Below are 20593 nucleotides of genomic sequence, written 5' to 3' on the forward strand. Positions count from 1 at the left end.
GGGTTCTACTGCGGCTAGCGCAATTGTCTCCTCTAGTGCCAGCTTGCTTCTAATACAGCCTCCAAACAACACTCCCAGAATGACCAGTATTTATTCAGTGTTCTGAAACACTTGCAAATCACGTACAAAAGGCTCTGAAATTATCATCTTGGCGGCAGTCCAAACCAACACACCTGCGCCCAATATTTGAATATAAGCCTCATGGCAACAAGAAACTTTAGTGGCTTAAGAGGAAAACCATCATCAATTACCTTGCTTTATGCGATCGGCCCACCTCTATCACATGCTTTACTTGCGCTAGTATTTTGTAAGCTACTTGGACTAGCCTTAGGTAATACTATCTTGCTCATGGTGCTGGCATCCAGCGCATCCTATATCGCAGTGCCAACAGTCCTTCGGCATGCGCTACCTGAAGTTAACCCAGCCTTATATATGGGCATGTCATTAGGAATCACTTTCCCGCTCTAGACGCTGCCCGTAAAAAGGCAGTCATCGGTATGGATCTTCTCAAGCTTGATTTGGGACTCGCTAATGAGGGCGCTTTTGTCAGCGACCCCTATGTGCGGGAATGCTGGCTTGGAATAATGAGCTATTGGTCCTAATTGATCAAAAACATGGCCTGGAAATCACTGGGTTTTCTAGTGCGCCAGCACAAAATGAACATAGCTATACAGGCCATTGGGAGGAATCGCAAAAGTTTGCTGAATCCGTACTCTTTCCCTCACACTATTTGGTGGTGAAGCCTACCGATGAATATCATCCTCAATCCAAAAAAGGAATTGTCTACGTAGAAAATGATTTACGCGCCTTTGCTAATCCCACCAGAATGGAAAACATTTTTAAAGCTGCTGAAGATCTAGCAAATAAGATAATCTCCCGCTACCCCCAATGTCAAACACCTGGGTTTTGGATTAAAGACATTAAACGCGGGCTCCCGTGTAATGCATGTGGGCTCGCAACTGAACAAGAAATTACTCAAATTTAGGGGTGCACTCAGTGCGGGCATAAAGACATGGAAGGTCTGAAGATTTTGAAGTGTGCAGACCCCTCAAAATGCCATTGACCGCCCCCTCAGGGTTACCCTCTATCTAGCAACATATGATGCTTTTTGCGCATCAAACGATAGAAATACTCTAACCTAAGCTCTTTCTTGTTTGCCGCCCAATCAATAAACTTCTGTCGAGTGCAATAAAAATGCTCATCCTCACCCATCTCAAGCTCTAATTGAAGCTCTTTTGCCAATGCTTCAATGGCGAGCTTAAGACGCCACTCGCCAGGCTCAACACAAACCAGGCGCTAAACTCCCCTCTTTAAGATGTGCTCTTTGAGAGCCTGCACAATCGGAAGTGGTGATTCTTGTATATAAGCAATTGGATAGTTTTGTCTTTTTAACTCATCCGCAAAATGACGCATTGCTGTCAGGAATAAAGCAATCTTAGCCTTATGGGTCCGGCCTCATTCGCCGATTCAATCATGATGATCTCATCTGCCTTGCAATCAAAGTTTTTTAAGGCAGCGCTTTGTAAATCTAGCTGATCTCCTAGAATCAGAATTAAACGCTTAAGGTGCTTCATTTGTTTTTATATTGAGTTGGACAATACACCCGGGTCACATCTTCACCCCGTAAAGCATGATGCTTTGTTGCGCTGCCCGTTACTCTTTTCGCCACCACTCAAAGGAGCTACGCTTTAATGATGTATGCATGATCGCAATCACCTGTGGCTCCCCTATTCCAAAGTTTTTCTCGATGACATCAAACGGCGTACGATCTTCCCATGCCATTTCAATAAGACGTGATAAGTCTGGCTCAGTGAGGTTTTTGGGATTTATTTTTGGCATCAAGCAAGTTTAAGACTTATTTACCAAACTAGCTTGAACCCATTTACCTGACCCCTCACACCATCAAACTGATTTCATGATTGGCAAAATTCGTCAAAAACTGATCGCCTTAGACCGTCCACAAATGTAGAAGGCCTCAGTAATAATTTGCCCGATTTGCGATCGGCCTATTCCTGATTCCCAGAAAGACGCTCATCACCTAATCCCAAAATCAAAAGATGGAAAGACGACTGAATTTCTTCACCGTATCTGTCACGAACAAATTCATGCACTTTTTACAGAAACTGAGTTAGCACAGCAATACCATCACGCCCAAATCCTAAAAGAACATCCAAAGATGAAAAAATTTATTCAATGGGTATCTTCTAAGCCAGATGCCTTCTATGAGAAGACTCGCAAAAGCGCTAAACCGAAGTAAATTAGCAAAAATCCGGGATGCACTTAATGAGTGCACATTCCAGGCTGCCAGGTCAAATCGGCATGCAAAAACACAGTTTTATTAATTGTCCAAGGGGGCTCAATCAAACACCGAAATGGTGCGAATAGTTTTTACTTTGTGCAAACCTAAGTATCGATTCGATAACGAAAACTTAAGATGCCTTATGCGCATCAAAATTACAAAAAACTTGGTTTTGCCAGCCCAATTATTTGATACAGAGAGCGTTCCAGAAGCCCTTTTTCCCGAGGGGGATTACCTTGCTAATCTGACTCCCGAGGGAAAAATTGAGGTGATGAATACACGGAAAACAAAAGCGCTCTTTTCATTCTCCCAATTGAGAGAGAAAGTATCACTTGGTGAGTTTGTTGTAGTAGAAATCTAATGCGCTAAATCTAAACTCTCAACTACAGCAGTCAATGTCACAACAGATTCAAACGCTTTTGAGCACTTTCCATGCGTATCAACATCTTCCCAATTAAACTCAAGTGAGAAGTGGGCAGACTCTACGATCAGCTCATAACTCAACGCAGGCTTATTACCCTCAATGGTTTCGGGCTCTTCGCTAACCGGAACGCTGAGCGATTCAATTGCAGCAATCAGAGTACTCACTTCATTGCCAGATAAATCTCTTGTGCGTAATACATCATCGGTACGTTTGATTGAAATTTTAGAAACCTCGTCAATAGTCACCTCGTATTGATTGAGACCAAGATCTTCCCAAACAGTTAACTCTAAAGCAATAGGGTAGGATTTCATGCATACACCTTATCGAGATTAATTCTATAAAATGATCTTACACCCATACGGCCACTGATTATCAAGAACAAATTAAATGCCTTAAATGAGCTTTACCCCTCAAACAACACTACTGAGACTGAAATATGCTTCCTTGTCTCGAATTAGAAACTAGCCCAAACCCATCGGCCGCAGTGATCTGGCTACATGGTCTCGGAGCTGATGGTAATGACTTTGTTCCAATCGTTCCAGAGTTAAAGCTAGCTGGATGTCCTGGTATTCGCTTTGTGTTTCCCAGTGCACCTAGTATGCCTGTCACAGTGAATAGTGGATACGTCATGCCTGCTTGGTACGACATTATTGGAAGAAATCTGATGGATCAGGAGGATTCTGTAGGGATACAAAAATCAGCAGTGTCGGTTGTTCAATTGATCGAAAAAGAAGCTAGTCGTGGTATCGCTTATGACAAGATTGTTCTTGCGGGATTTTCACAAGGCTGTGCAATGGCATTACACATTGGCTTACGCTTTCCTCATAAACTTGCAGGCATCATTGCCCTTTCAGGGTACCTACCCCTTGCAATCACAGTCAATTTAGAAAAGCACTCTGCTAACACTAATACACCCATCTTCATGGCGCATGGCACGTATGATCCAGTCGTGACACTAGATCGTGCACAGGCATCCGAAGCCATGTTAGAACAAATGGGTTACCAGGTGGACTGGAATGAATATCCCATGGAGCACTCAGTTCATCAGGAGGAGCTCATGGATATTTCACGTTTCTTGGAAGACGTACTAGCAGCTCAATAAGGCCATCTGCAATTAATTTAATACTGGCAATCAGTAAAAAGAATTGGACTATACGGCAATACCATTTCATGGAAATTCTATTGGCTAAGTAGAAGCCAAAATAAACCCCAATGGGAACGCAGGGCAATAAAATAATCGAGGTTGCAAATTGTTTGTAATTCACTAGATCCAAATAGGCATAAGGCGCTAGCTTTCCAACATTAATAATCGTAAAAAAATTCCTAAGGTTGAGGTATAAACCATCGGTATTAGTTTTTTCCTCAACATATACACTGTGATTGGGGGTCCACCGATATGAGCAACAAATGAAGTGAATCCTGCAGTTAACCCCATTAAGCGTCCCAGCCAGAGATAAGACTTTGTCTCCTTTAATTCCAACCGTGACATCGCTAGATTCTGAATCAAAAATAGTAGGGTAAATATACCGATTAAGAGCGTGAATATCTGAGGGGTAATTGCAGTAAAGAAAATCATTCCCATCAGAAAACCCACTATGGCTGGGGGAATAATGATTTTCAGAATACGCCAATCAGCGTTACGCACAAAACGGCGTAAGCCCACTAAATCTATGGCGATCAAGAGCGACAATAAGATTGCTAAAGCTTCATTGATGCGAGATTGACTAGCCATTAAAGGCAAAGACAAAACACCTAGCCCAGCACCAAAGCCACTTTTGGAAATACCAACAATAATGACGCTAATGACTGCACATACAAAAAATATCAATGAATGCGCATGAAAAGACTGAGTTAGGGGTTGAACAACTAGATCGAGCATTGTTTGATACTAACAAACAAAAAGGGCTCCCAAGGAGCCCTCTTGTAAAGAACGATGCTTTTCACAGCTTCCTATTACAACTATATTGTGAAAAAGCCTGCTCAGCTACATTAAACCATTGTGCTTCCATATTTCTGAAGGCGCGATAGTCTTCATATATCTTTTTAAATTGTGGATTCGTTGCAGATTCCTCAGCATACGTTTCTTGACTAGCCTTAAAGCATACATCCAGGACTGAAGTACTGAACTTACGGAGCACGGCGCCGTTCTGCAGAAGGCGTTGCAAAGCAGGTAGCTTTAGTGCATCGTACTTAGCGCATATATATCAGTATGCGCCTCAAAACACGTAGCCTCCCATGCAGCTTGATATGAGGGTGACAAGGAATCCCATTGTTGCTGATTTACCAGAAAGGAAAGTCCTGCGGCACCCCCCCAGAAAGCTGGGTAATAATAATTTTTAGCAACCTTAGTAAGACCCAATTTCTCATCATCGTATGGGCCAATAAATTCTGCAGCATCTATAGTGCCCTTTCTAATGCTGAATAAATTTCACCTGTGAGCAGTTGTTGCGGAACAACCCCTAATTTGGCAAGCACTTGTCCAGCAAAGCCAGCAATACGGAATTTCAATCCCTTCAAATCTTCGGGAGCTTTAATTTCTTTACGAAACCATCCACCCATTTGCGTTAAAGTGCACGCATTAGCTTCATGCCGTTACTATGCAGATTGCTGACGAGCAATCCATCCAAACGGGGCCGCTGTGTCGAAAATGAAAGCACTATTTTTTCCGAGGTAGTAGTAACTTGCTGCATGCCCACACTCTACAGTGCCGTTTTGAACTGCATCGAGCACCTGCAGTACAGGAACAACTTCTCCTGCCGCAAATACTTTGACATTAAACTTGCCATCGGTTGCTTTTCGCAAAGCGTTAGCGAAAATTTCTGGGGTACCAAATAAAGTGTCAAGCGATTTAGGGAAGCTTGATACCAAACGCCAATTCAGCGTTGGTAGGCTTTGGGCAACCGCTGCACCTAGAGCAGCCGCTCCGGCTCCAATCGAAGCCTTCTTTAAAAATGAGCGTCTTTGCATGACCGTCACCTCTAGAAAAATAATGGAACTGAGTTTTGTTATAGGTTGAAGATTCTGTGCTTATTTTCCACCAACTGTCATGGAGCCAATTAATATTGAGCCAGTCTCTTTGGTGCCACGTATGAGTGTATCGCTTCCGATAAGCTGAATATCCATGAGCATATCGCGCAAGTTACCAGCAATTGTGATCTCTTCAACAGGATACTGAATTTCACCATTCTCAACCCAATAGCCAAATGCACCTCGTGAATAATCACCCGTAATGTAATTGACGCCCTGACCCATTAATTCTGTGACTAATAAGCCAGTGCCCATCTCTTTCAATAAACCCGGCAAGCCCCTTTTAGGGGTTTTCTTACTCTGCAAAGTGAGATGGTGTGAACCACCAGCATTACCAGTAGTTTGCATACCCAATTTACGAGCAGAGTATGTCGATAAAAAATATCCTTGTAATACTCCCTTATCAACAACAGTTCGAGCCGATGTTTTGACGCCCTCCCCATCGAATGGCGCGCTACCAGTCATCGACTTCAGATGCGGATTTTCAAACACACTGAGATGCTTGGGCAATACTTGCTTACCCAGACTATCTAACAAAAAACTCGAACGCCGATATAAAGCCCCGCCTGAAACTGCTTGCACTAAGCTACCGAGTAAACCCGCAGCCAATGGTGCTTCAAAAATCACAGGGCAACGTCGAGTAGTTAACGATCTTGCTTTGAGGCGTGACAATGCACGCTGCGCTGCATATCGACCAATCGCAGCAGGCTCTGCCAACTCGCTAGGTATGCGTGAACTGGAGTACCAATCATCACGCTGCATAAGCGCATGCTTACCACCCTGACTTGCTATCGGTGCACAGGAAAGATAGTGCCGCGAGCATGGATAACCACCCATAAAACCATGAGATGTACCCATCATAAAATGGGCATGATGGGCCGATACCGATGCTCCATCGGTATTCTGAATTTGCTTGCTGACAGAAAAAGCAGCGCCCTCAGCGCTCCTAGCAATTTCTACTGCATGAGCTGCATCGATATTCCATGGGTGAAATAAATCTAAATCTAGAGGATTTTTCTCCAATAGTCTAGCTTCAGCTAGACCAGCGCAAACATCCTCAGCTGTATGTTGTGCAATGTGATATGCGGCATCTACAGTAGCCTTCAAGGACTCCTTTGAGAAATCGCTAGTATTAGCGTTGCCACGATGATATCCCAAAAATAGCGTAACCCCGACTTGCTTATCTAGACTTTGCTCAATAGTATCGACCTCACCTTTACGAACGATGACGGACAGGCCTTGTCCTTCGGAAATCTCTGCTACGGCATCTGAGGCACCCCTTTTTTTGGCCTCTTTAAGCATGAAATCGATGATTTCTTGAAACTGATTGGATGTATATGTAAACATACCCCAATAATAGCTAGAATAGAAACATGAAGCATACAGAAGCCCTAAAGTGAAATAGTCCAAATGAGGTCAAAATTGGTCTCATCTCCATATCAAATCGCGCTAATAAAGGCGTCCATTAGGATGAAGGTATTCCCGCCCTCCAAACCTGGCTAATGAAAGCAATTTGCAATCCCTGCGCTTTTCATGAGCGCCTGATTGCAGACGAATCAGAAGTCATCACGGAAACTGTCGTAAAGTTAGTCGATGAGCTAGGATGCGACCTTCTTCTTACTACAGGCGGTACAGGCCACATCCAGAAGCGATGTCACCCCACAAGAGGCTACGCGCGTGATGCAGGAACCCGAGAAATGCCTGGATTTGGGGAACAAATGCGTCAAATTAGTCTGAATTTTGTACCTACTGCAATTCTATCCAGACAAACTGCCGTCCTCAGGGAAATCGACAGTCACGCAGCCCTAATTATCAATCTTCCTGGCCAACCGAAAGCGATTGCCGAAACGCTCGAGGGCCTTAAGGATGAGAATGGTAAATCCATCGTTCCCCGCATCTTTGCGGCGGTATACCCTACTGTATTAATTTAATCGGCGGGCCTTATATCGAAACTAATGAAACAGTGGTGAAAGTTTTTAGACCAAAAAGTGCGATTAAAAAATCTCAGACTTGATTTGCTGCGTGACCAAGCAAAAGGTCCACATTGCGCACATTTTTTACTCCATCTGAATGGATCATTTTTTATTGAGGCAAGGGAACAATAAATTGTTCACGATAGTACTTTAACTCTTCGATTGATTCCTCAATGTCTGCTAAAGCAGTGTGAGCCTGTTTCTTAGTAAAGCCTTTTACTAATTCGGGATGCCAACGTTTGCAAAGCTCTTTTAAAGAGGATACATCGATATTTCGATAGTGGAAGTACGCCTCTAACTTAGGCATGTACTTTGCCATAAACTGCCTGTCTTGCCCGATCGTGTTCCCACACATTGGCGCAATACCTGCCTTGATATATTGCTTTAAGAACGCAATACACTGGGCTTCGACAGTTGCCTCATCCAACGTGGATGCCTTTACTTTATCAATCAAACCAGATCGACCGTGCGTACCCTTATTCCAAGCATCCATGACATCCAAAACGGCATCCTCCTGATGAACAACCCAAACGGGCGCCGTGGCAATAGTATTGAGGTGTGCATCAGTCACAATAATGGCAATTTCCAGAATCCGCTCAGTTTCTAAATCTAAACCGGACATCTCCATATCCACCCAAATCAGGTGCTCATTAGGTGATACCGTCTTGGTCGCTTCGGACGCTGTAATGTTTGTTTGCTCGCTCATATCTATAATGATCTCATGACATTCACAATGATTTTTCTAATCGCCTTTATTGCTAATTTTAGCTTACGCCACTGGCTTTCCCAACGTCAAATTCGCTATGTAGCATCGCATCGAAATGCTGTGCCTATAGATTTTGCGGAACAGGTGACCCTAGTCGAACATCAAAAGGCAGCCGACTACACCATCGCTAAATTACGCCTTGGTATTTTAGAAAATGGGGTCAGCGCGATTATTTTAATTGGCTTCACCTTGTTAGGTGGATTACAGATGATTAACATGGCACTCCTCCAGTTATTTGGCGAGGGCATTGCTCAGCAAATCGCCTTACTCGTATCGATTGTCCTCATCTCCGGAATATTGGACATCCCATTCTCTTGGTACAAGCAATTCCATCTTGAAGAGCGATTTGATTTTAATCGTATGACTAAAACACTCTTCTTCTCTGATATGTTCAAGGGTGTATCAGTGGGTGGCGCTCTTGGCATTCCACTTCTTTGGGTCATCTTGACTTTAATGGCTAAAGCAGGTGATTTATGGTGGCTTTGGTCATGGGTAGTGCTAACCGTTTTTAGCTTACTCATGCAATGGATTTTCCCAACCTTTATTGCGCCGCTGTTCAATAAATTTCAATCCTTAGAGGATGGTCCACTAAAAACTCAGATTGAAGCTCTATTGACGCGCTGTGATTTTTCTAGTCAAGGTCTATTTGTCATGGATGGCAGCAAGCGAAGTGCGCATGGCAATGCATTTTTTGCTGGCATGGGCAAGGCTAAACGCATTGTCTTTTTTGACACCCTCATTGAAAAACTCACCCCAGGAGAAGTCGAGGCAGTGCTGGCACATGAACTGGGTCATTTCAAATGCAAGCATATTCGTAAGCGCCTCTTCATTTCGTTTGTCTTGAGCTTTGCTATGTTTGCGTTGCTTGGTTGGATTAGCACAAAGGTTTGGTTTTATACCGATCTTGGTGTCACGCCCAATCTTAATGGCTATAACGGTGGGCTAGCTCTGGCTCTCTTTATGCTGGTATCCCCAGTATTTAGCTTCTTTTTTACCCCTCTATCGAGCTTGGCATCACGTACACATGAATACGAGGCCGATGGCTTTGCTGCTGAAAAATCTTCTGCACAAGATTTAATCACTGCACTTGTAAAGTTATATCAAGACAATGCATCAACATTGACACCCGATCCCATCTACACCGCTTTTTACAGCTCACACCCACCTGCGCCCTTGCGTATTGCCAACCTTCAAACGATTTAGCTCATAACGATGGAACAGTTTCATGCGCTACTCATTGCCTCATACGGAAGGCATTACTTAGCGCAGCGTTTGATAGAGAATTCCAGCGGTCATGAATCTCCTGATGGCCCATTAATTCAGGTGAGCACTCCAGCTAAACTGCACATTGGTGCAGTTGGGGATCGTATGCTGTTAGAAATGACTTCAGCCGATCAAGCACGCATCATCCAAATAGAAGCCCGAGAAAATCTTCTGTATCGCTCAGATGCCTTCAAGAGTAAGTTGATTGCCTCAAATGTTGATCAAATCTTAGTAGTGCTTGCGACTCAACCCGCTTTCTCGCCTGATCTATTGGGTAGAGCCATGGTGGTAGCTGAAGCGAATCAAATCAGCCTACATATTTTACTGAATAAATGCGATCTTAAGGATAACTTAGATCATGCCCGCAAAATCATCGCTCCTTATGCCCGCATGGGCTATCAAGTGAGTGAGGTTTCTGCCAAATTTGACCCTGGATCTATTGATGCGTTACGCACCACCCTCCAAGGCAAAGTCTCAGTACTTGTTGGACAGTCAGGTATGGGCAAATCTAGTCTTTTAAATGCTTGGATTCCAAATGCTGCCGCGCTCACGCAGGAATATTCCGTTCGCCTGGATGCTGGCAAGCACACTACTACCGCATGTCGTTACTTTGAATTACCCGAAGCCTGGGGTGGAGATGCTTCAGGCAAGCTTGGCGCCCTGATCGACTCACCAGGCTTTCAAGAGTTTGGCCTAGCGCATATGTCTGTGAGTGAGCTACAACATGCTTTTCGAGAATTTAAAGAGCTTTTAGGGAAGTGTCGCTTTCATAACTGTGTACACTTATCTGAACCAGATTGCGCCATTCGTAATGCTGTAGACAGAAACGAAATAGCGCCAGTCTTTCTGGCGCTATTTAGACAATTGCACTCTGATTCAAAAACAGCTGATGTGCAAATTCAGGGCATTAGCCAAGCCAAAGAGCGATGGTCAGCATTAGCAACAAAGCCATCCAAGCGATCACTAAGCGCCAGACTAATCCTACCGCTAAACGCATAGTGCGCTCAGTTGGCTCAAGACCAACCTCATAAACTACAGGCTCTCCTGCTTCAGCCATACGAAGAGCTTCGTCGCTATCTGGCTCACTCATTGGCTCACCTAGACGAACACCCAGCGCACCGCTGCCAGCCGCCAAAATGACTGCTGATAAAGAGTCTGACCATTTTTGAGTAAGGTAGCGCCAGCCATAAACTGCACCTTCGAAGTTTCCGACGATAGCAAAACCCATTGCAGTAATACGTGCAGGCACCCAATCCAAAACATAGAAGAAATGACGCGCTGATTCACTGAGATTAAAGTCACCGCGCTCAGACCAGCGCTGCGAAGCAATATCTGCCAAGCGATATAACACTACGCCTGCGGGACCCATTGGCATCATGAACCAAAATAAAACACCGAATACATGATGATGAGATCCGATGATGGCTCGCTCTAAGGCCAAAGAAATTACTTCCGTTTCAGTGAAATTGGAGGCGTCTAACTCTGGGCCGTACCACTCACCCAAAGCTGCGCGTGCAGCTGGTAAATCATGCGCTTCAATTGCTTCGTGAACTGCAGTAAAAGAATGACTGAATTGACGAAAGCCAAAAAATAAGTAAACAATGACAATATTCCAAATGAATCCCAAAATTGGGTATATCACCATGCAAACCACATACACAATAAAGACGAGGAAGGTAGGCAGAATAAATGCCACCAAGCAGGCCATACGCGCACCCACTGGACTTGCACCCTCTTCAGTTTTCCCACCAAATTCTGCGGCAACCCAATCTAACCAACGAGCACAGGCACGCGCAATCCAATGGCTTGAAGTCACTGGGCGATATTGCTCAGCGATGAGGGCGAAGAAAATAGAAAAGAAAGTCATACTTTTAGTAAATAATACAGGTTACGCAACATGCCCGCAGTAGCACCCAAAATAAAGCGGTTCTCATAAGGCATCGAATAAAAACGATGTCCACCCTGCTCACTTTGCCACAACCTCAGCTGGTGATTGGCGGGATCAAGTAAAAAAACTCAGGGGCACTTCAAATACATCGGCCACCTCAAACGCATCTAAGACATACTCTGCCTGAGCTTGAACCAATCCCACGACCGGAGTAACGCTATAGCCAGAAACCGTTAAATATTGAGATAAGTGACTAATAATTGCCACTCGCTGTGGATCCAGCCCGATCTCTTCTTTACTCTCACGCAAGGCAGAGTCATCTGGACTTTGATCCTCAGAATCCATACGTCCACCTGGGAAGCTGATTTGACCGGCATGGTCTCTTAGGTGATTCGTTCTTTGTGTCAACACGACCGAAAGGCCTTCGTCTTTTAATAAAAGTGGAATGAGTACAGCAGCCTTGGTGACTTTTCCCACGGCTTGACGCTTAGCAATAATAGCCGCTGCAATGACATAACGATTTTCATCAGTAATTTCCGGTTGCCATATTGGTGGCGACTGAAAACGCGCCCTTAAACTTTCAGGCTCAAGGAGTTCTCTTGCCACCTTCTTTTCATGTGAGAGTACTTCATGCATTGGCACTGCCTGCGCATCAAATCCCGGAGGTGCAGCACAACATTCATTGGGTAGCCTTCAGGGCTTGAGGTCTTGGGCATGTTTCTATTTTAAGGTAACAAAAAAGGCGACCTAGGCCGCCTTTCTGTTTGTATCAAAGCAGCGATTACTCAGCAGCTACAGCAGCTGTAGGCTTAACACGCGCTTGAAGCTTTTCTTTAATACGTGCTGACTTACCAGAACGATCACGCAAGTAGTACAACTTCGCGCGACGCACATCACCACGACGCTTCACTTCAACGCTAGCAATCAATGGTGAGTATGTTTGGAAAGTACGCTCAACGCCTTCACCAGAAGAAATCTTACGCACGATAAAACTGGAATTAAGTCCGCGATTGCGTTTAGCAATCACAACGCCTTCAAAGGCTTGGGTACGCTTACGTGTTCCTTCTACAACGTTCACGCTAACAACTACTGTGTCGCCAGGAGTAAAGCTTGGCAATACTTTGTTAACACTTAAGCGAGCAATTTCTTCTCGCTCAATTTTTGCAATTAAATTCATTTTTAATCCTTAAACATCGTATTAGCGTTTAATCCCGAGACTGCAGTCAACGGACCTAATGGAGGATGCAGTTAAAACAATTTCACTAAACCAAAAACGAAACCACCTATCCACCGCTGCACTCTTTAAGAGTATTTACAGAGAGCGAAGAAATTGTTCATCTTCTCGGGTTAGCAACCCTTTGGCTCTGGCCGTTGCAATTAAATCCGGCCTTAACCTGAACGTCAGCTCCAAAGACTTTTGCCGACGCCAATCTGCTATTTTAGCGTGATGTCCGCCTAAAAGCACGTCCGGAACAGATAAATTTTCGTATATTTCAGGACGAGTGTAGTGTGGATAGTCCAAAAGGCCATTCATAAAGCTATCCTGGGCTGCAGACTCACCGTCCCCTAGAGCCCCCGGAATGAGCCTCATCACGGCGTCCATCATCGCCATCGCGGGAATTTCACCACCTGAAAGCACAAAATCCCCTATAGAAAGCTGCAAATCCACATTTCGGTCAACAAAACGCTGGTCTACAGCCTCATAGCGACCACAAATCAAGCTTAAATTACCGTAACTGATAATATCTGTCGCTATCTTCTGTGAAAATTGCTCTCCTTGAGGAGATAACAAGCAAATTGGTCCACTTTTAATGCCAGCCACCTGATGAGAAGCTTTAATTCCATAAACGGCATCTTCTAAAGGCTTGGCCATCATAACCATGCCCGGGCCCCCACCGTAAGCACGATCATCTACAGTTTTGCGAGGATCAGTGCAAAAATCGCGGGGATTCCACAAATGAACGCTAGCCAAGGATTGTTCGCAGGCGCGGCCCGTAATACCCCACTTCGTTAAAGCGGAGAACATTTCTGAAAACAAGGTCACAACATCAAAGCGCATATTAGCCACTATTTTTAATTCGTCTTTAAATGGTTATTGCCAATCAGACTGCCAATCGAGAGTAATGGTTTTATGAGGCAAATCGACGTTTTGGACAACCTCTTTTACAAAGGGCACCAAATACTGCATCGTCTTCGTTTGTGCATCACCGATAGCAATAACACCATGCGCACCATTTTCAGTAACATCAATCACCTCACCAAGCACTTCCCCTTGAAGATTGAATGCATTACATCCTATGAGATCTACCCAGTAATAGGAATCACTCTCTACTTTTGGAAAAGCAACCCGTGTCACTAATATTCGGGCACCCTTTAATGCAAGTGCTTGATCACGATCACCGATACCCTCGAGTGTCATCACTACATTACTGCTGTGCATCTTAGCGCTTTTGACTTTGTATTGAGTCAAAGAAGCATTATCTGCAGTGGCAATAGCGCCACCCCCCCTGCGAGGGATGAGTGACAGCCAAACGAATTTCGAAGAGAGAAGTGCTACAGGCTCGGTAGAGTGAGGCCTAACCTTTACTTGGCCCTGCAATCCTTGCGCCTCAGAAATGGCGCCTAGTTCGATTAAATCGGTAAGGGAAGGTGTACTCATTTGTAATGACACCTAATTTTCCCGAAATAGAACTACTGGATATTTGAATACTAAAAACCCCATCACGATGATGAAGTTTTTAGCAGCGAATATTAAACAGCTGAATTGTTCTTGATCAGACGTACAACTGTTGGTGAGATTTGCGCACCAACACCAGTCCAGTAAGTCAAACGATCTTGAGCGATGCGCATTGCTTGCTCAGATGCTGCTGCTTGTGGGTTGAAATAGCCGATACGCTCGATAAAGTTCGAATCACGACGGTTGCGCTTATCAGTAGCAACGATGCTGTAAAAAAGGCGCTTCTTAGAACCGCCGCGTGCCAGTCGAATGACGACCATACTTATTCCTTAAAATCTAAAATGAAAACAGGTTGATTACAACCCAATGAAATTTCTACAAAAAATCTTGGTCTCCAGCTCACCAAATAAAGATACGGTGAAGCGGAAAACCTCATATTTTAGACGAAAACCCCTACTTCTTCCACCTATTTGAGAACCCAAGCCAGTAGAATAGAATGCAGCCTTTTAGAAAAAGTTTTAAAAACAATAACTTATATAAATATGCCTCATAAAATCCATGTTTTAGCCGCTTTCAGAACCCGTATAAATCGACTCTTGCTGGTGTTTTCTTGCTTGGGCCTTGGCCTGATTACCGGTTGTGCCAGCGTCATTCCTCCTTGTGGAGCCAAAACTAGCCCACCTAGTAGTGAACTCAAAAATACCAAATGGGAGCTTACTCGTTGGAACTTGCCTCCCAATAGCAATGGAGAGGTGCGCGTCCGTCAAATTCCCCTTGGAGATGCGAGCAATCCTATCCAAATCATTGTTGATGCTGATGGACAACGTCTAAGCGGCTCGACAGGATGCAATCGTTTTACTGCAACGCTCGACGAAGATGCGCGTGGCTTTACTCTCAAACACATTACCAGGACCAAAATGGCCTGCACTCCGCAGCGTATGGAATTAGAAAATGACTTCTTATATCAGCTCAATGACTATCGCAGCATAGTCCGCAATGGCGATCAATTACTAATGATTGGGGTCGATCGTGAGGTGTTAAGTTTTACTCAAAAATCCATCTCGAAGCAATAATTTAGACAATCTATTTGCAACCTGATGGAAAGTTTAATGAAAAAATCCAACTTCCTATTTTGCGCACTCGGATTATTTCTACCTAGAAGCGGTTTTATTAGTAGAGTAACCGCTCTCGACAACTGAAGTAGCTAAGGCTTGAGTTTGAGGCATGAGTTTCTCGGCAAAGAAACGTGCTGTAGCAATTTTTGCATCATAAAATTTTTAGGATCTGCATCACGCAGATGCTCTGCCGCTAAGAGCGACCTTGCTATTTGCCAGCCGCCCAATAACAAGCCAGATCAACGTAGGTAGGCAACACTACCGGCATACACCGCCTTGATATCGGTCTTCGCATTTGCAACAATGTACGCAACCGCTTGATCAAATACAGCACGCGCCAGAATAAGCTACTTGAGGACTGCCTTGGCATTTTCTTCACTACCACTTGCTGCCAGCTCCTTTTCAGTGGCGGCAATTTTTCTGAGAAAGCTCTTTTGCAACAACCCCACCATCGCGCACTGTTTTTCTACCAACTAAGTCATTCCCTTAAATCGCAGTAGTACCTTCATAAATTGTTAGGATGCGCGCATTACGGTAGTGCTGTGCAGCACCGGTCTTTTCAATAAAGCCCATTCCAACATGAACTTGTATACCCAGACCGGCAACTTCGATCGACTTCCCTGTAGAGAAGCCCTTAACGATAGGCGCTAAAAATTCATAAATTGATTGATTGATCGTACGAACTGCTTCATCCGGGGCGGCGTGTTGAGCATCATCGTATGCAGAGGCAGCGTAGTAGGCGAGTGCGCGAGATGCCTCAGTATAGGCGCGAATTGTCATTAACATGCGCTTTTCATCGGGCTGATGAATGCTCGCCACAGAACCAGGTGAGCCAGCTAAATCGCGACTTTGTACGCGGTCTTTGGCATATTGAACCGCCCTTTTGATATGCACGCTCTGCTACCGCTTACGCCTTGCATACCGACTGCAAAGCGGGCAGCATTCATCATGATCAACATATATTCCAAACCACGGTTTTCTTCACCAACCAGCCAACCAATCGCTCCACCATGATCACCAAACTGGAGCACGGCTGTTGGGCTGTCTTTAATACCGAGCTTATGTTCAGTAGAGACGCAATGCACATCATTGCGCTCGCCCAATGAACCATTCGCATTCACTAAAAATTTCAGTATTACAAACAATAAAATACCTTTCACACCTTCCGGAGTATCTGGCGTTCTAGCCAGCACCAAATGGCTAATATTCTTAGCCCTATCGTGCTCACCATAGGTGATATAAATCTTGGTACCAAAAATCTTAAACGTACCATCACCCTCGGGGACAGCACGGGCACGAACCATTGATCAGTCCGAGCCAGCTTGCGGCTCTGTTAAACACATGGATCCCGTCCATTCACCAACAATCATTTGCGGTACAAAACGCTCTTGTAACTCAGAATCAGCAATTGTGAGGAGTGCCTCAATCGCCCCATCCGTGAGCATGGGGCATAAGGCAAACGAGAGGCTTGCTGAGTGAACCATTTCAAAGCAAACAGTAGCAATATAAGTTTAGGCAGTCCTTGACCGCCAAATTCTGCGCGATATACAACGCCTTGCCAACCTGCGGCACCAAACCCCTTGGTTGTGGTAACCACCCCTTTTTTTAAAGAGCTAGGATTTTGATCCCCCAACCCACTTCAGAGGAGCGACGACGTCTTGATTAAATTTTGCAGACTCTTTCAAAATAGCTGGGGCTAACTCAACATCTGCACGAGCTTCTGCATAAGAGGGATAAGCAACAACTTCCGATAACCCTACTAGTTCGTTCATCACAAACAACATATCCTTTACTGGGGCTACGTATGGCATTACAACTCCTCTTTATTTGGTACTAAATCACGCGATGTAAACGCTGCTTAGGGCTACTAACCAAGCGCTTTGGTTAATTCTGGCACAGCGGTATTCAAATCAGCTACTAACCCATAATCAGCAACGCCAAAAATCGGTGCTTCTGGATCTTTATTAATTGCCACGATCACCTTGGAGTCTTTCATACCTGCCAAGTGCTGAATCGCACCAGAGATGCCTACAGCGATATAGAGCTGAGGAGCTACGATCTTGCCGGTTTGACCTACTTGATAGTCATTGGGAACATAACCTGCATCTACCGCAGCACGAGATGCGCCCAGGGCAGCGCCAAGCTTATCAGCCAATGGCGCAATCAATTCCTGATATTTCTCGCCCGAACCTAAACCACGACCACCAGAGACAATAATCTTTGCTGTGGTGAGTTCCGGACGATCCAACTTAGTCAGCTCACGACCAACAAACGAAGATGATGCCTTACTCGCAACAGCAGCCGCCTTCTCAAGCGTAGCCGAGCCCCCAGTAGGGGCTACCGGATCAAACCCAGTAGTACGTACAGTAATCACTTTCACTGGATCAGCGCTTTGCACAGTCGCAATGGCATTGCCAGCATAAATAGGCCGCTCAAAAGTATCTGGAGAAATCACTTTAGTAATGTCAGATAACTGAGCTACATCCAATTCTGCGGCAACACGGGGTAACACATTCTTGCCATTAGTAGTTGCTGGGGCAAGAATGTGGCTGTAGTTGTTAGCAATAGAGAGGATTTGTACAGTCAAAGGTTCGGCCAATTGATCAGCAAGATTTGGAGCATCAACTTGAATCACTTTGCGTACACCCGAAATTTGCGCAGCAGCAAAAGCGGCAGCATCAACGTTGCTACCAACCACCACAACATCGACCTCTGGTGAACACTGTAATGCAGCGGCTACGGTATTTAATGTGGCTACTTTTAATGTTTGATTATCGTGTTCAGCAATAACAAGTGCGGCCATTTAGATCACCTTCGCTTCATTTTTAAGTTTTTCCACAAGAGCTGCAACATCAGCAACCATCACACCAGCAGCGCGCTTAGGAGGCTCTTCTACTTTGATTGTTTTCAGGCGTGGGGCAATATCTACACCCAATTCTTCCGGCTTCACGATATCGATTGTCTTTTTCTTAGCCTTCATAATATTCGGCAAAGTCACGTAGCGTGGCTCGTTCAAGCGCAAATCAGCAGTAATCACTGCAGGCAAAGTCAGAGCAATCGTTTCTAGACCGCCATCTACTTCACGAGTTACTATTGCCTTACCGTCAGCTATCAACACTTTAGACGCGAAGGTTGCCTGTGGGATATCCATTAAGCTTGCTAACATTTGCCCCGTTTGATTACTATCGTCATCAATTGCTTGCTTCCCTAGCATGATGATTTGGGCCTGCTCTTTTTCCGATAGGGCCTTCAGAATCTTCGCCACTGCTAAAGGCTGTAAGTCAGCATCGGTTTCAACTAGAATTGCGCGGTCTGCACCAATCGCTAAGGCAGTACGGAGAGTTTCTTGACATTGCGTTACACCAGCAGAAACAACTACTACTTTAGTTGCAACACCTGACTCTTTGAGACGTACTACTTCCTCTACAGCAATTTCATCAAAGGGGTTCATGCTCATTTTGACATTAGCCAGATCAACACCAGAATTATCTGATTTCACCCGAATTTTGACGTTGTAATCAACAACGCGTTTTACGGCAACTAAGATTTTCATTTGGAATACTCAATAATGGTTAACGATCTATTTTATCCGTCCAGCAAACCAAACTCTAGACATCAATCGCTCTGGGAGCCTTAAATCCAGTCAAATACTGCTTGCAGTGAGCAACAATTTCTTCAGCAGTGACATTCACGCCAGACTTAATCTCTAAAAAAGAGTACGGAGTTTCACCCCATTTAGGATCGGGTTTAGCAACAATAGCAGCAGCATTAATCGCGGAATGGCGGTACAGTACATCCTCCACTTCAACCGAGGAGATAGTGTCTCCCCCAGAAATAATGATGTCTTTGCTACGATCTTTCATCTTGATGTAGCCGTCAGGATTCATGACTGCTAAATCACCCGAATTAAACCACCCACCTTCAAAGGCTTCTTGAGTTGCCTTTTCGTTCTTTAGGTAGCCCTTCATAGCGATATTGCTCTTAAACATAATTTCGCCCATGGTTTCACCATCCGGTGGAACTGACTTCATAGTTTCAGGATCAAGCACAGCGATTGCTTGCTGCATGTGATAGCGCACACCTTGACGCGCATTTAAGCGAGCACGTTCGCCAATATCTAAATCATTCCACTCGTCTTGTTTGATACAGACAGATGCTGAACCATATACCTCAGTTAATCCATAAACATGCGTCAAATCAAATCCGAGCTTTTCCATACCCTCAATAATCGATGCAGGTGGCGCAGCTCCGGCTATCAAGCCTTTCACGCCGGCTGGTACGCCAGCTTTCAACTCATCAGGAGCATTTACTAACAAGTTATGAACAATTGGAGCGGCGCAATAGTGTGTGACACCATGCTCTTTAATGGCGGCAAACATGTGCTGAGCATCTACGCGACGTAAGCACACATTCACCCCAGCACGGACAGCAATAGTCTACGGAAAGCACCAGCCATTGCAGTGAAACATGGGTAGCGTCCACAAGTAAATTGGGTGTTTATTAATATCCCAATCCAATACAGTTGATACCGCATTAATCGCTGCACCCCGATGGTGATACACCACCCCTTTAGGATTACCGGTAGTGCCAGAGGTGTATTCAAGCAGATGGCTTGCCACTCATCAGCTGGCACCTGCCATGCAAAGTGAGGATCCCCTTCTGCAAGCAACTTTTCGTAAGTTAATTTACCCAACCTCTCACCAGGCACATCAAATTCATTTTCCTCAACATCAATCACTAAAAACTCACGGCCAGAATCCTTTTTAGCTATCTCTAGAGCCTTTTTCATTACCCCTGAGAACTCGGGATCAACAATAACAACCTTATTAGCCTCGCCATGATTCAGCATGAATGCAATTGAGTCTGCATCTAGGCGGGGTATTGGGCAATATCACGGCAACTGTATCTCCCAATCCAATACCATGCTTCTGTAGGGCACTAGCTAAACGGCGGCAACGCTCATAAGTTTGCTTCCAAGTTTGGCGTAGCTTCCCATGAATTATGGCGATCTTGTTGGGATAAACTTCTGCTGAACGCTCTAAGAATAAGAGCGGAGTTATTGGAGTGTAAGTGGCTGGATTACGATCCAAACCTTGTTCATAAATATTTGCCATCTTCAGCTTTCGATTTTCGTTTTACTAAATTACTTAATTGATAAATG

At 44.7% G+C, this 20593-nt stretch carries 21 protein-coding genes and 5 pseudogenes; 9 read left to right on the forward strand and 17 right to left on the reverse strand.

Annotated elements, in window-relative coordinates:
• Nucleotides 1–186: 186 nt before the first annotated feature.
• The gene (locus DXE31_RS01020) at nt 187–468 is read left to right on the forward strand and encodes a sodium-dependent bicarbonate transport family permease (RefSeq protein ID WP_269460562.1); all 282 of its coding nucleotides are present in this window, start codon (nt 187–189) and stop codon (nt 466–468) included.
• 100 nt (nt 469–568) lie between these two features.
• Complete coding sequence (locus tag DXE31_RS01025; protein ID WP_114697505.1) at nt 569–985, forward strand: DUF6671 family protein; 417 nt, start codon at nt 569–571, stop codon at nt 983–985.
• 92 nt (nt 986–1077) lie between these two features.
• Here DXE31_RS01025 and DXE31_RS10805 read toward each other — a convergent pair.
• Both DXE31_RS10805 and DXE31_RS01045 read right to left on the reverse strand, forming a co-directional pair.
• Nucleotides 1078–1574, reverse strand: a pseudogene (locus tag DXE31_RS10805) (cryptochrome/photolyase family protein).
• Between the two features lie 79 nt (nt 1575–1653).
• A complete protein-coding gene (locus tag DXE31_RS01045; RefSeq protein ID WP_231969242.1) occupies nt 1654–1839 on the reverse strand; it encodes a TIGR03643 family protein in 186 nt (61 codons plus the stop codon).
• A gap of 154 nt (nt 1840–1993) precedes the next feature.
• Between DXE31_RS01045 and DXE31_RS10810 the strand changes: the two genes are divergently transcribed.
• Both DXE31_RS10810 and DXE31_RS01055 read left to right on the forward strand, forming a co-directional pair.
• Complete coding sequence (locus tag DXE31_RS10810) at nt 1994–2257, forward strand: HNH endonuclease (RefSeq protein WP_269460617.1); 264 nt, start codon at nt 1994–1996, stop codon at nt 2255–2257.
• A 184-nt stretch (nt 2258–2441) separates the two neighbouring features.
• Nucleotides 2442–2660, forward strand: coding sequence for a hypothetical protein (locus tag DXE31_RS01055; protein ID WP_114697509.1), 219 nt, complete (start codon nt 2442–2444; stop codon nt 2658–2660).
• On the opposite strand, the gene DXE31_RS01060 is transcribed toward DXE31_RS01055, so the two are convergent.
• Nucleotides 2657–3034, reverse strand: a complete 378-nt coding sequence (locus tag DXE31_RS01060; RefSeq protein WP_114697510.1) for a hypothetical protein — start codon at nt 3032–3034, stop codon at nt 2657–2659. The genes DXE31_RS01055 and DXE31_RS01060 overlap by 4 nt on opposite strands.
• 125 nt (nt 3035–3159) lie before the next feature.
• Here DXE31_RS01060 and DXE31_RS01065 point away from each other — a divergent pair, with 125 nt between their 5' ends.
• Nucleotides 3160–3825, forward strand: a complete 666-nt coding sequence (locus tag DXE31_RS01065; RefSeq protein WP_114697511.1) for an alpha/beta hydrolase — start codon at nt 3160–3162, stop codon at nt 3823–3825.
• A 186-nt stretch (nt 3826–4011) separates the two neighbouring features.
• Here DXE31_RS01065 and DXE31_RS01070 read toward each other — a convergent pair whose 3' ends face one another.
• The 3 genes and pseudogenes from DXE31_RS01070 to pmbA form a co-directional block, all read right to left on the reverse strand.
• Entirely contained in the window at nt 4012–4602 is a 591-nt protein-coding gene (locus tag DXE31_RS01070) for a sulfite exporter TauE/SafE family protein (RefSeq protein WP_197712083.1), read from the reverse strand.
• 61 nt (nt 4603–4663) lie between these two features.
• Nucleotides 4664–5690: pseudogene (locus DXE31_RS01075) on the reverse strand (TRAP transporter substrate-binding protein).
• Between the two features lie 60 nt (nt 5691–5750).
• Nucleotides 5751–7052 (reverse strand): metalloprotease PmbA, encoded by a 1302-nt coding sequence (gene pmbA / locus DXE31_RS01080; RefSeq protein WP_415078046.1) that lies wholly within the window; start codon nt 7050–7052, stop codon nt 5751–5753.
• Nucleotides 7053–7228: 176 nt separating this feature from the next.
• On the opposite strand from pmbA, the pseudogene mog reads away from it, so the two are divergent.
• A pseudogene (gene mog, locus DXE31_RS01085) lies at nt 7229–7764 on the forward strand (molybdopterin adenylyltransferase).
• Between the two features lie 68 nt (nt 7765–7832).
• Here the strand turns inward: mog and orn are convergent.
• Nucleotides 7833–8429, reverse strand: coding sequence for an oligoribonuclease (gene orn / locus DXE31_RS01090; RefSeq protein WP_114697513.1), 597 nt, complete (start codon nt 8427–8429; stop codon nt 7833–7835).
• A gap of 27 nt (nt 8430–8456) precedes the next feature.
• Between orn and DXE31_RS01095 the strand changes: the two genes are divergently transcribed.
• Together DXE31_RS01095 and rsgA are read left to right on the forward strand one after the other, a co-directional pair.
• Nucleotides 8457–9692, forward strand: coding sequence for a M48 family metallopeptidase (locus DXE31_RS01095; protein WP_415077784.1), 1236 nt, complete (start codon nt 8457–8459; stop codon nt 9690–9692).
• Nucleotides 9693–9701: 9 nt separating this feature from the next.
• Nucleotides 9702–10751 carry a ribosome small subunit-dependent GTPase A gene (gene rsgA, locus DXE31_RS01100; RefSeq protein WP_114697515.1) on the forward strand — a complete coding sequence of 350 codons (1050 nt, stop codon included), beginning with the start codon at nt 9702–9704 and terminating at the stop codon, nt 10749–10751.
• On the opposite strand, the gene DXE31_RS01105 is transcribed toward rsgA, so the two are convergent.
• The 6 genes from DXE31_RS01105 to rpsP all read right to left on the reverse strand — a co-directional run bounded on the left by DXE31_RS01105 (nt 10660) and on the right by rpsP (nt 14637).
• On the reverse strand, nt 10660–11619 hold the full coding sequence (locus DXE31_RS01105; protein ID WP_114697516.1) for a CobD/CbiB family protein: 960 nt from the start codon (nt 11617–11619) through the stop codon (nt 10660–10662). The genes rsgA and DXE31_RS01105 overlap by 92 nt on opposite strands.
• 135 nt (nt 11620–11754) lie before the next feature.
• Nucleotides 11755–12276: an NUDIX hydrolase gene (locus DXE31_RS01110; RefSeq protein ID WP_331851975.1), complete on the reverse strand. Its 522-nt coding sequence runs from the start codon at nt 12274–12276 to the stop codon at nt 11755–11757.
• A gap of 145 nt (nt 12277–12421) precedes the next feature.
• Nucleotides 12422–12817: a 50S ribosomal protein L19 gene (gene rplS, locus DXE31_RS01115; protein WP_114697517.1), complete on the reverse strand. Its 396-nt coding sequence runs from the start codon at nt 12815–12817 to the stop codon at nt 12422–12424.
• A gap of 135 nt (nt 12818–12952) precedes the next feature.
• A complete protein-coding gene (gene trmD / locus DXE31_RS01120) occupies nt 12953–13699 on the reverse strand; it encodes a tRNA (guanosine(37)-N1)-methyltransferase TrmD (protein WP_114697518.1) in 747 nt (248 codons plus the stop codon).
• A 33-nt stretch (nt 13700–13732) separates the two neighbouring features.
• Nucleotides 13733–14299, reverse strand: a complete 567-nt coding sequence (rimM, locus tag DXE31_RS01125) for a ribosome maturation factor RimM (protein WP_114697519.1) — start codon at nt 14297–14299, stop codon at nt 13733–13735.
• Nucleotides 14300–14391: 92 nt separating this feature from the next.
• Complete coding sequence (gene rpsP / locus DXE31_RS01130) at nt 14392–14637, reverse strand: 30S ribosomal protein S16 (protein WP_114697520.1); 246 nt, start codon at nt 14635–14637, stop codon at nt 14392–14394.
• A 222-nt stretch (nt 14638–14859) separates the two neighbouring features.
• On the opposite strand from rpsP, the gene DXE31_RS01135 reads away from it, so the two are divergent.
• Nucleotides 14860–15390, forward strand: a complete 531-nt coding sequence (locus DXE31_RS01135) for an META domain-containing protein (RefSeq protein WP_231969244.1) — start codon at nt 14860–14862, stop codon at nt 15388–15390.
• Between the two features lie 78 nt (nt 15391–15468).
• Here DXE31_RS01135 and DXE31_RS01140 read toward each other — a convergent pair.
• From DXE31_RS01140 to DXE31_RS01155, 4 genes and pseudogenes are all read right to left on the reverse strand, one after another.
• A pseudogene (locus DXE31_RS01140) lies at nt 15469–17243 on the reverse strand (acyl-CoA dehydrogenase).
• 56 nt (nt 17244–17299) lie between these two features.
• On the reverse strand, nt 17300–18235 hold the full coding sequence (locus DXE31_RS01145; RefSeq protein ID WP_114697522.1) for an electron transfer flavoprotein subunit alpha/FixB family protein: 936 nt from the start codon (nt 18233–18235) through the stop codon (nt 17300–17302).
• Nucleotides 18236–18985 (reverse strand): electron transfer flavoprotein subunit beta/FixA family protein, encoded by a 750-nt coding sequence (locus DXE31_RS01150; protein ID WP_114697523.1) that lies wholly within the window; start codon nt 18983–18985, stop codon nt 18236–18238.
• A gap of 64 nt (nt 18986–19049) precedes the next feature.
• Nucleotides 19050–20546, reverse strand: a pseudogene (locus tag DXE31_RS01155) (AMP-binding protein); the annotation flags it as partial.
• Nucleotides 20547–20593 lie beyond the last annotated feature (47 nt).

Source organism: Polynucleobacter necessarius, from assembly GCF_900095185.1.
GTDB lineage: Bacteria > Pseudomonadota > Gammaproteobacteria > Burkholderiales > Burkholderiaceae > Polynucleobacter.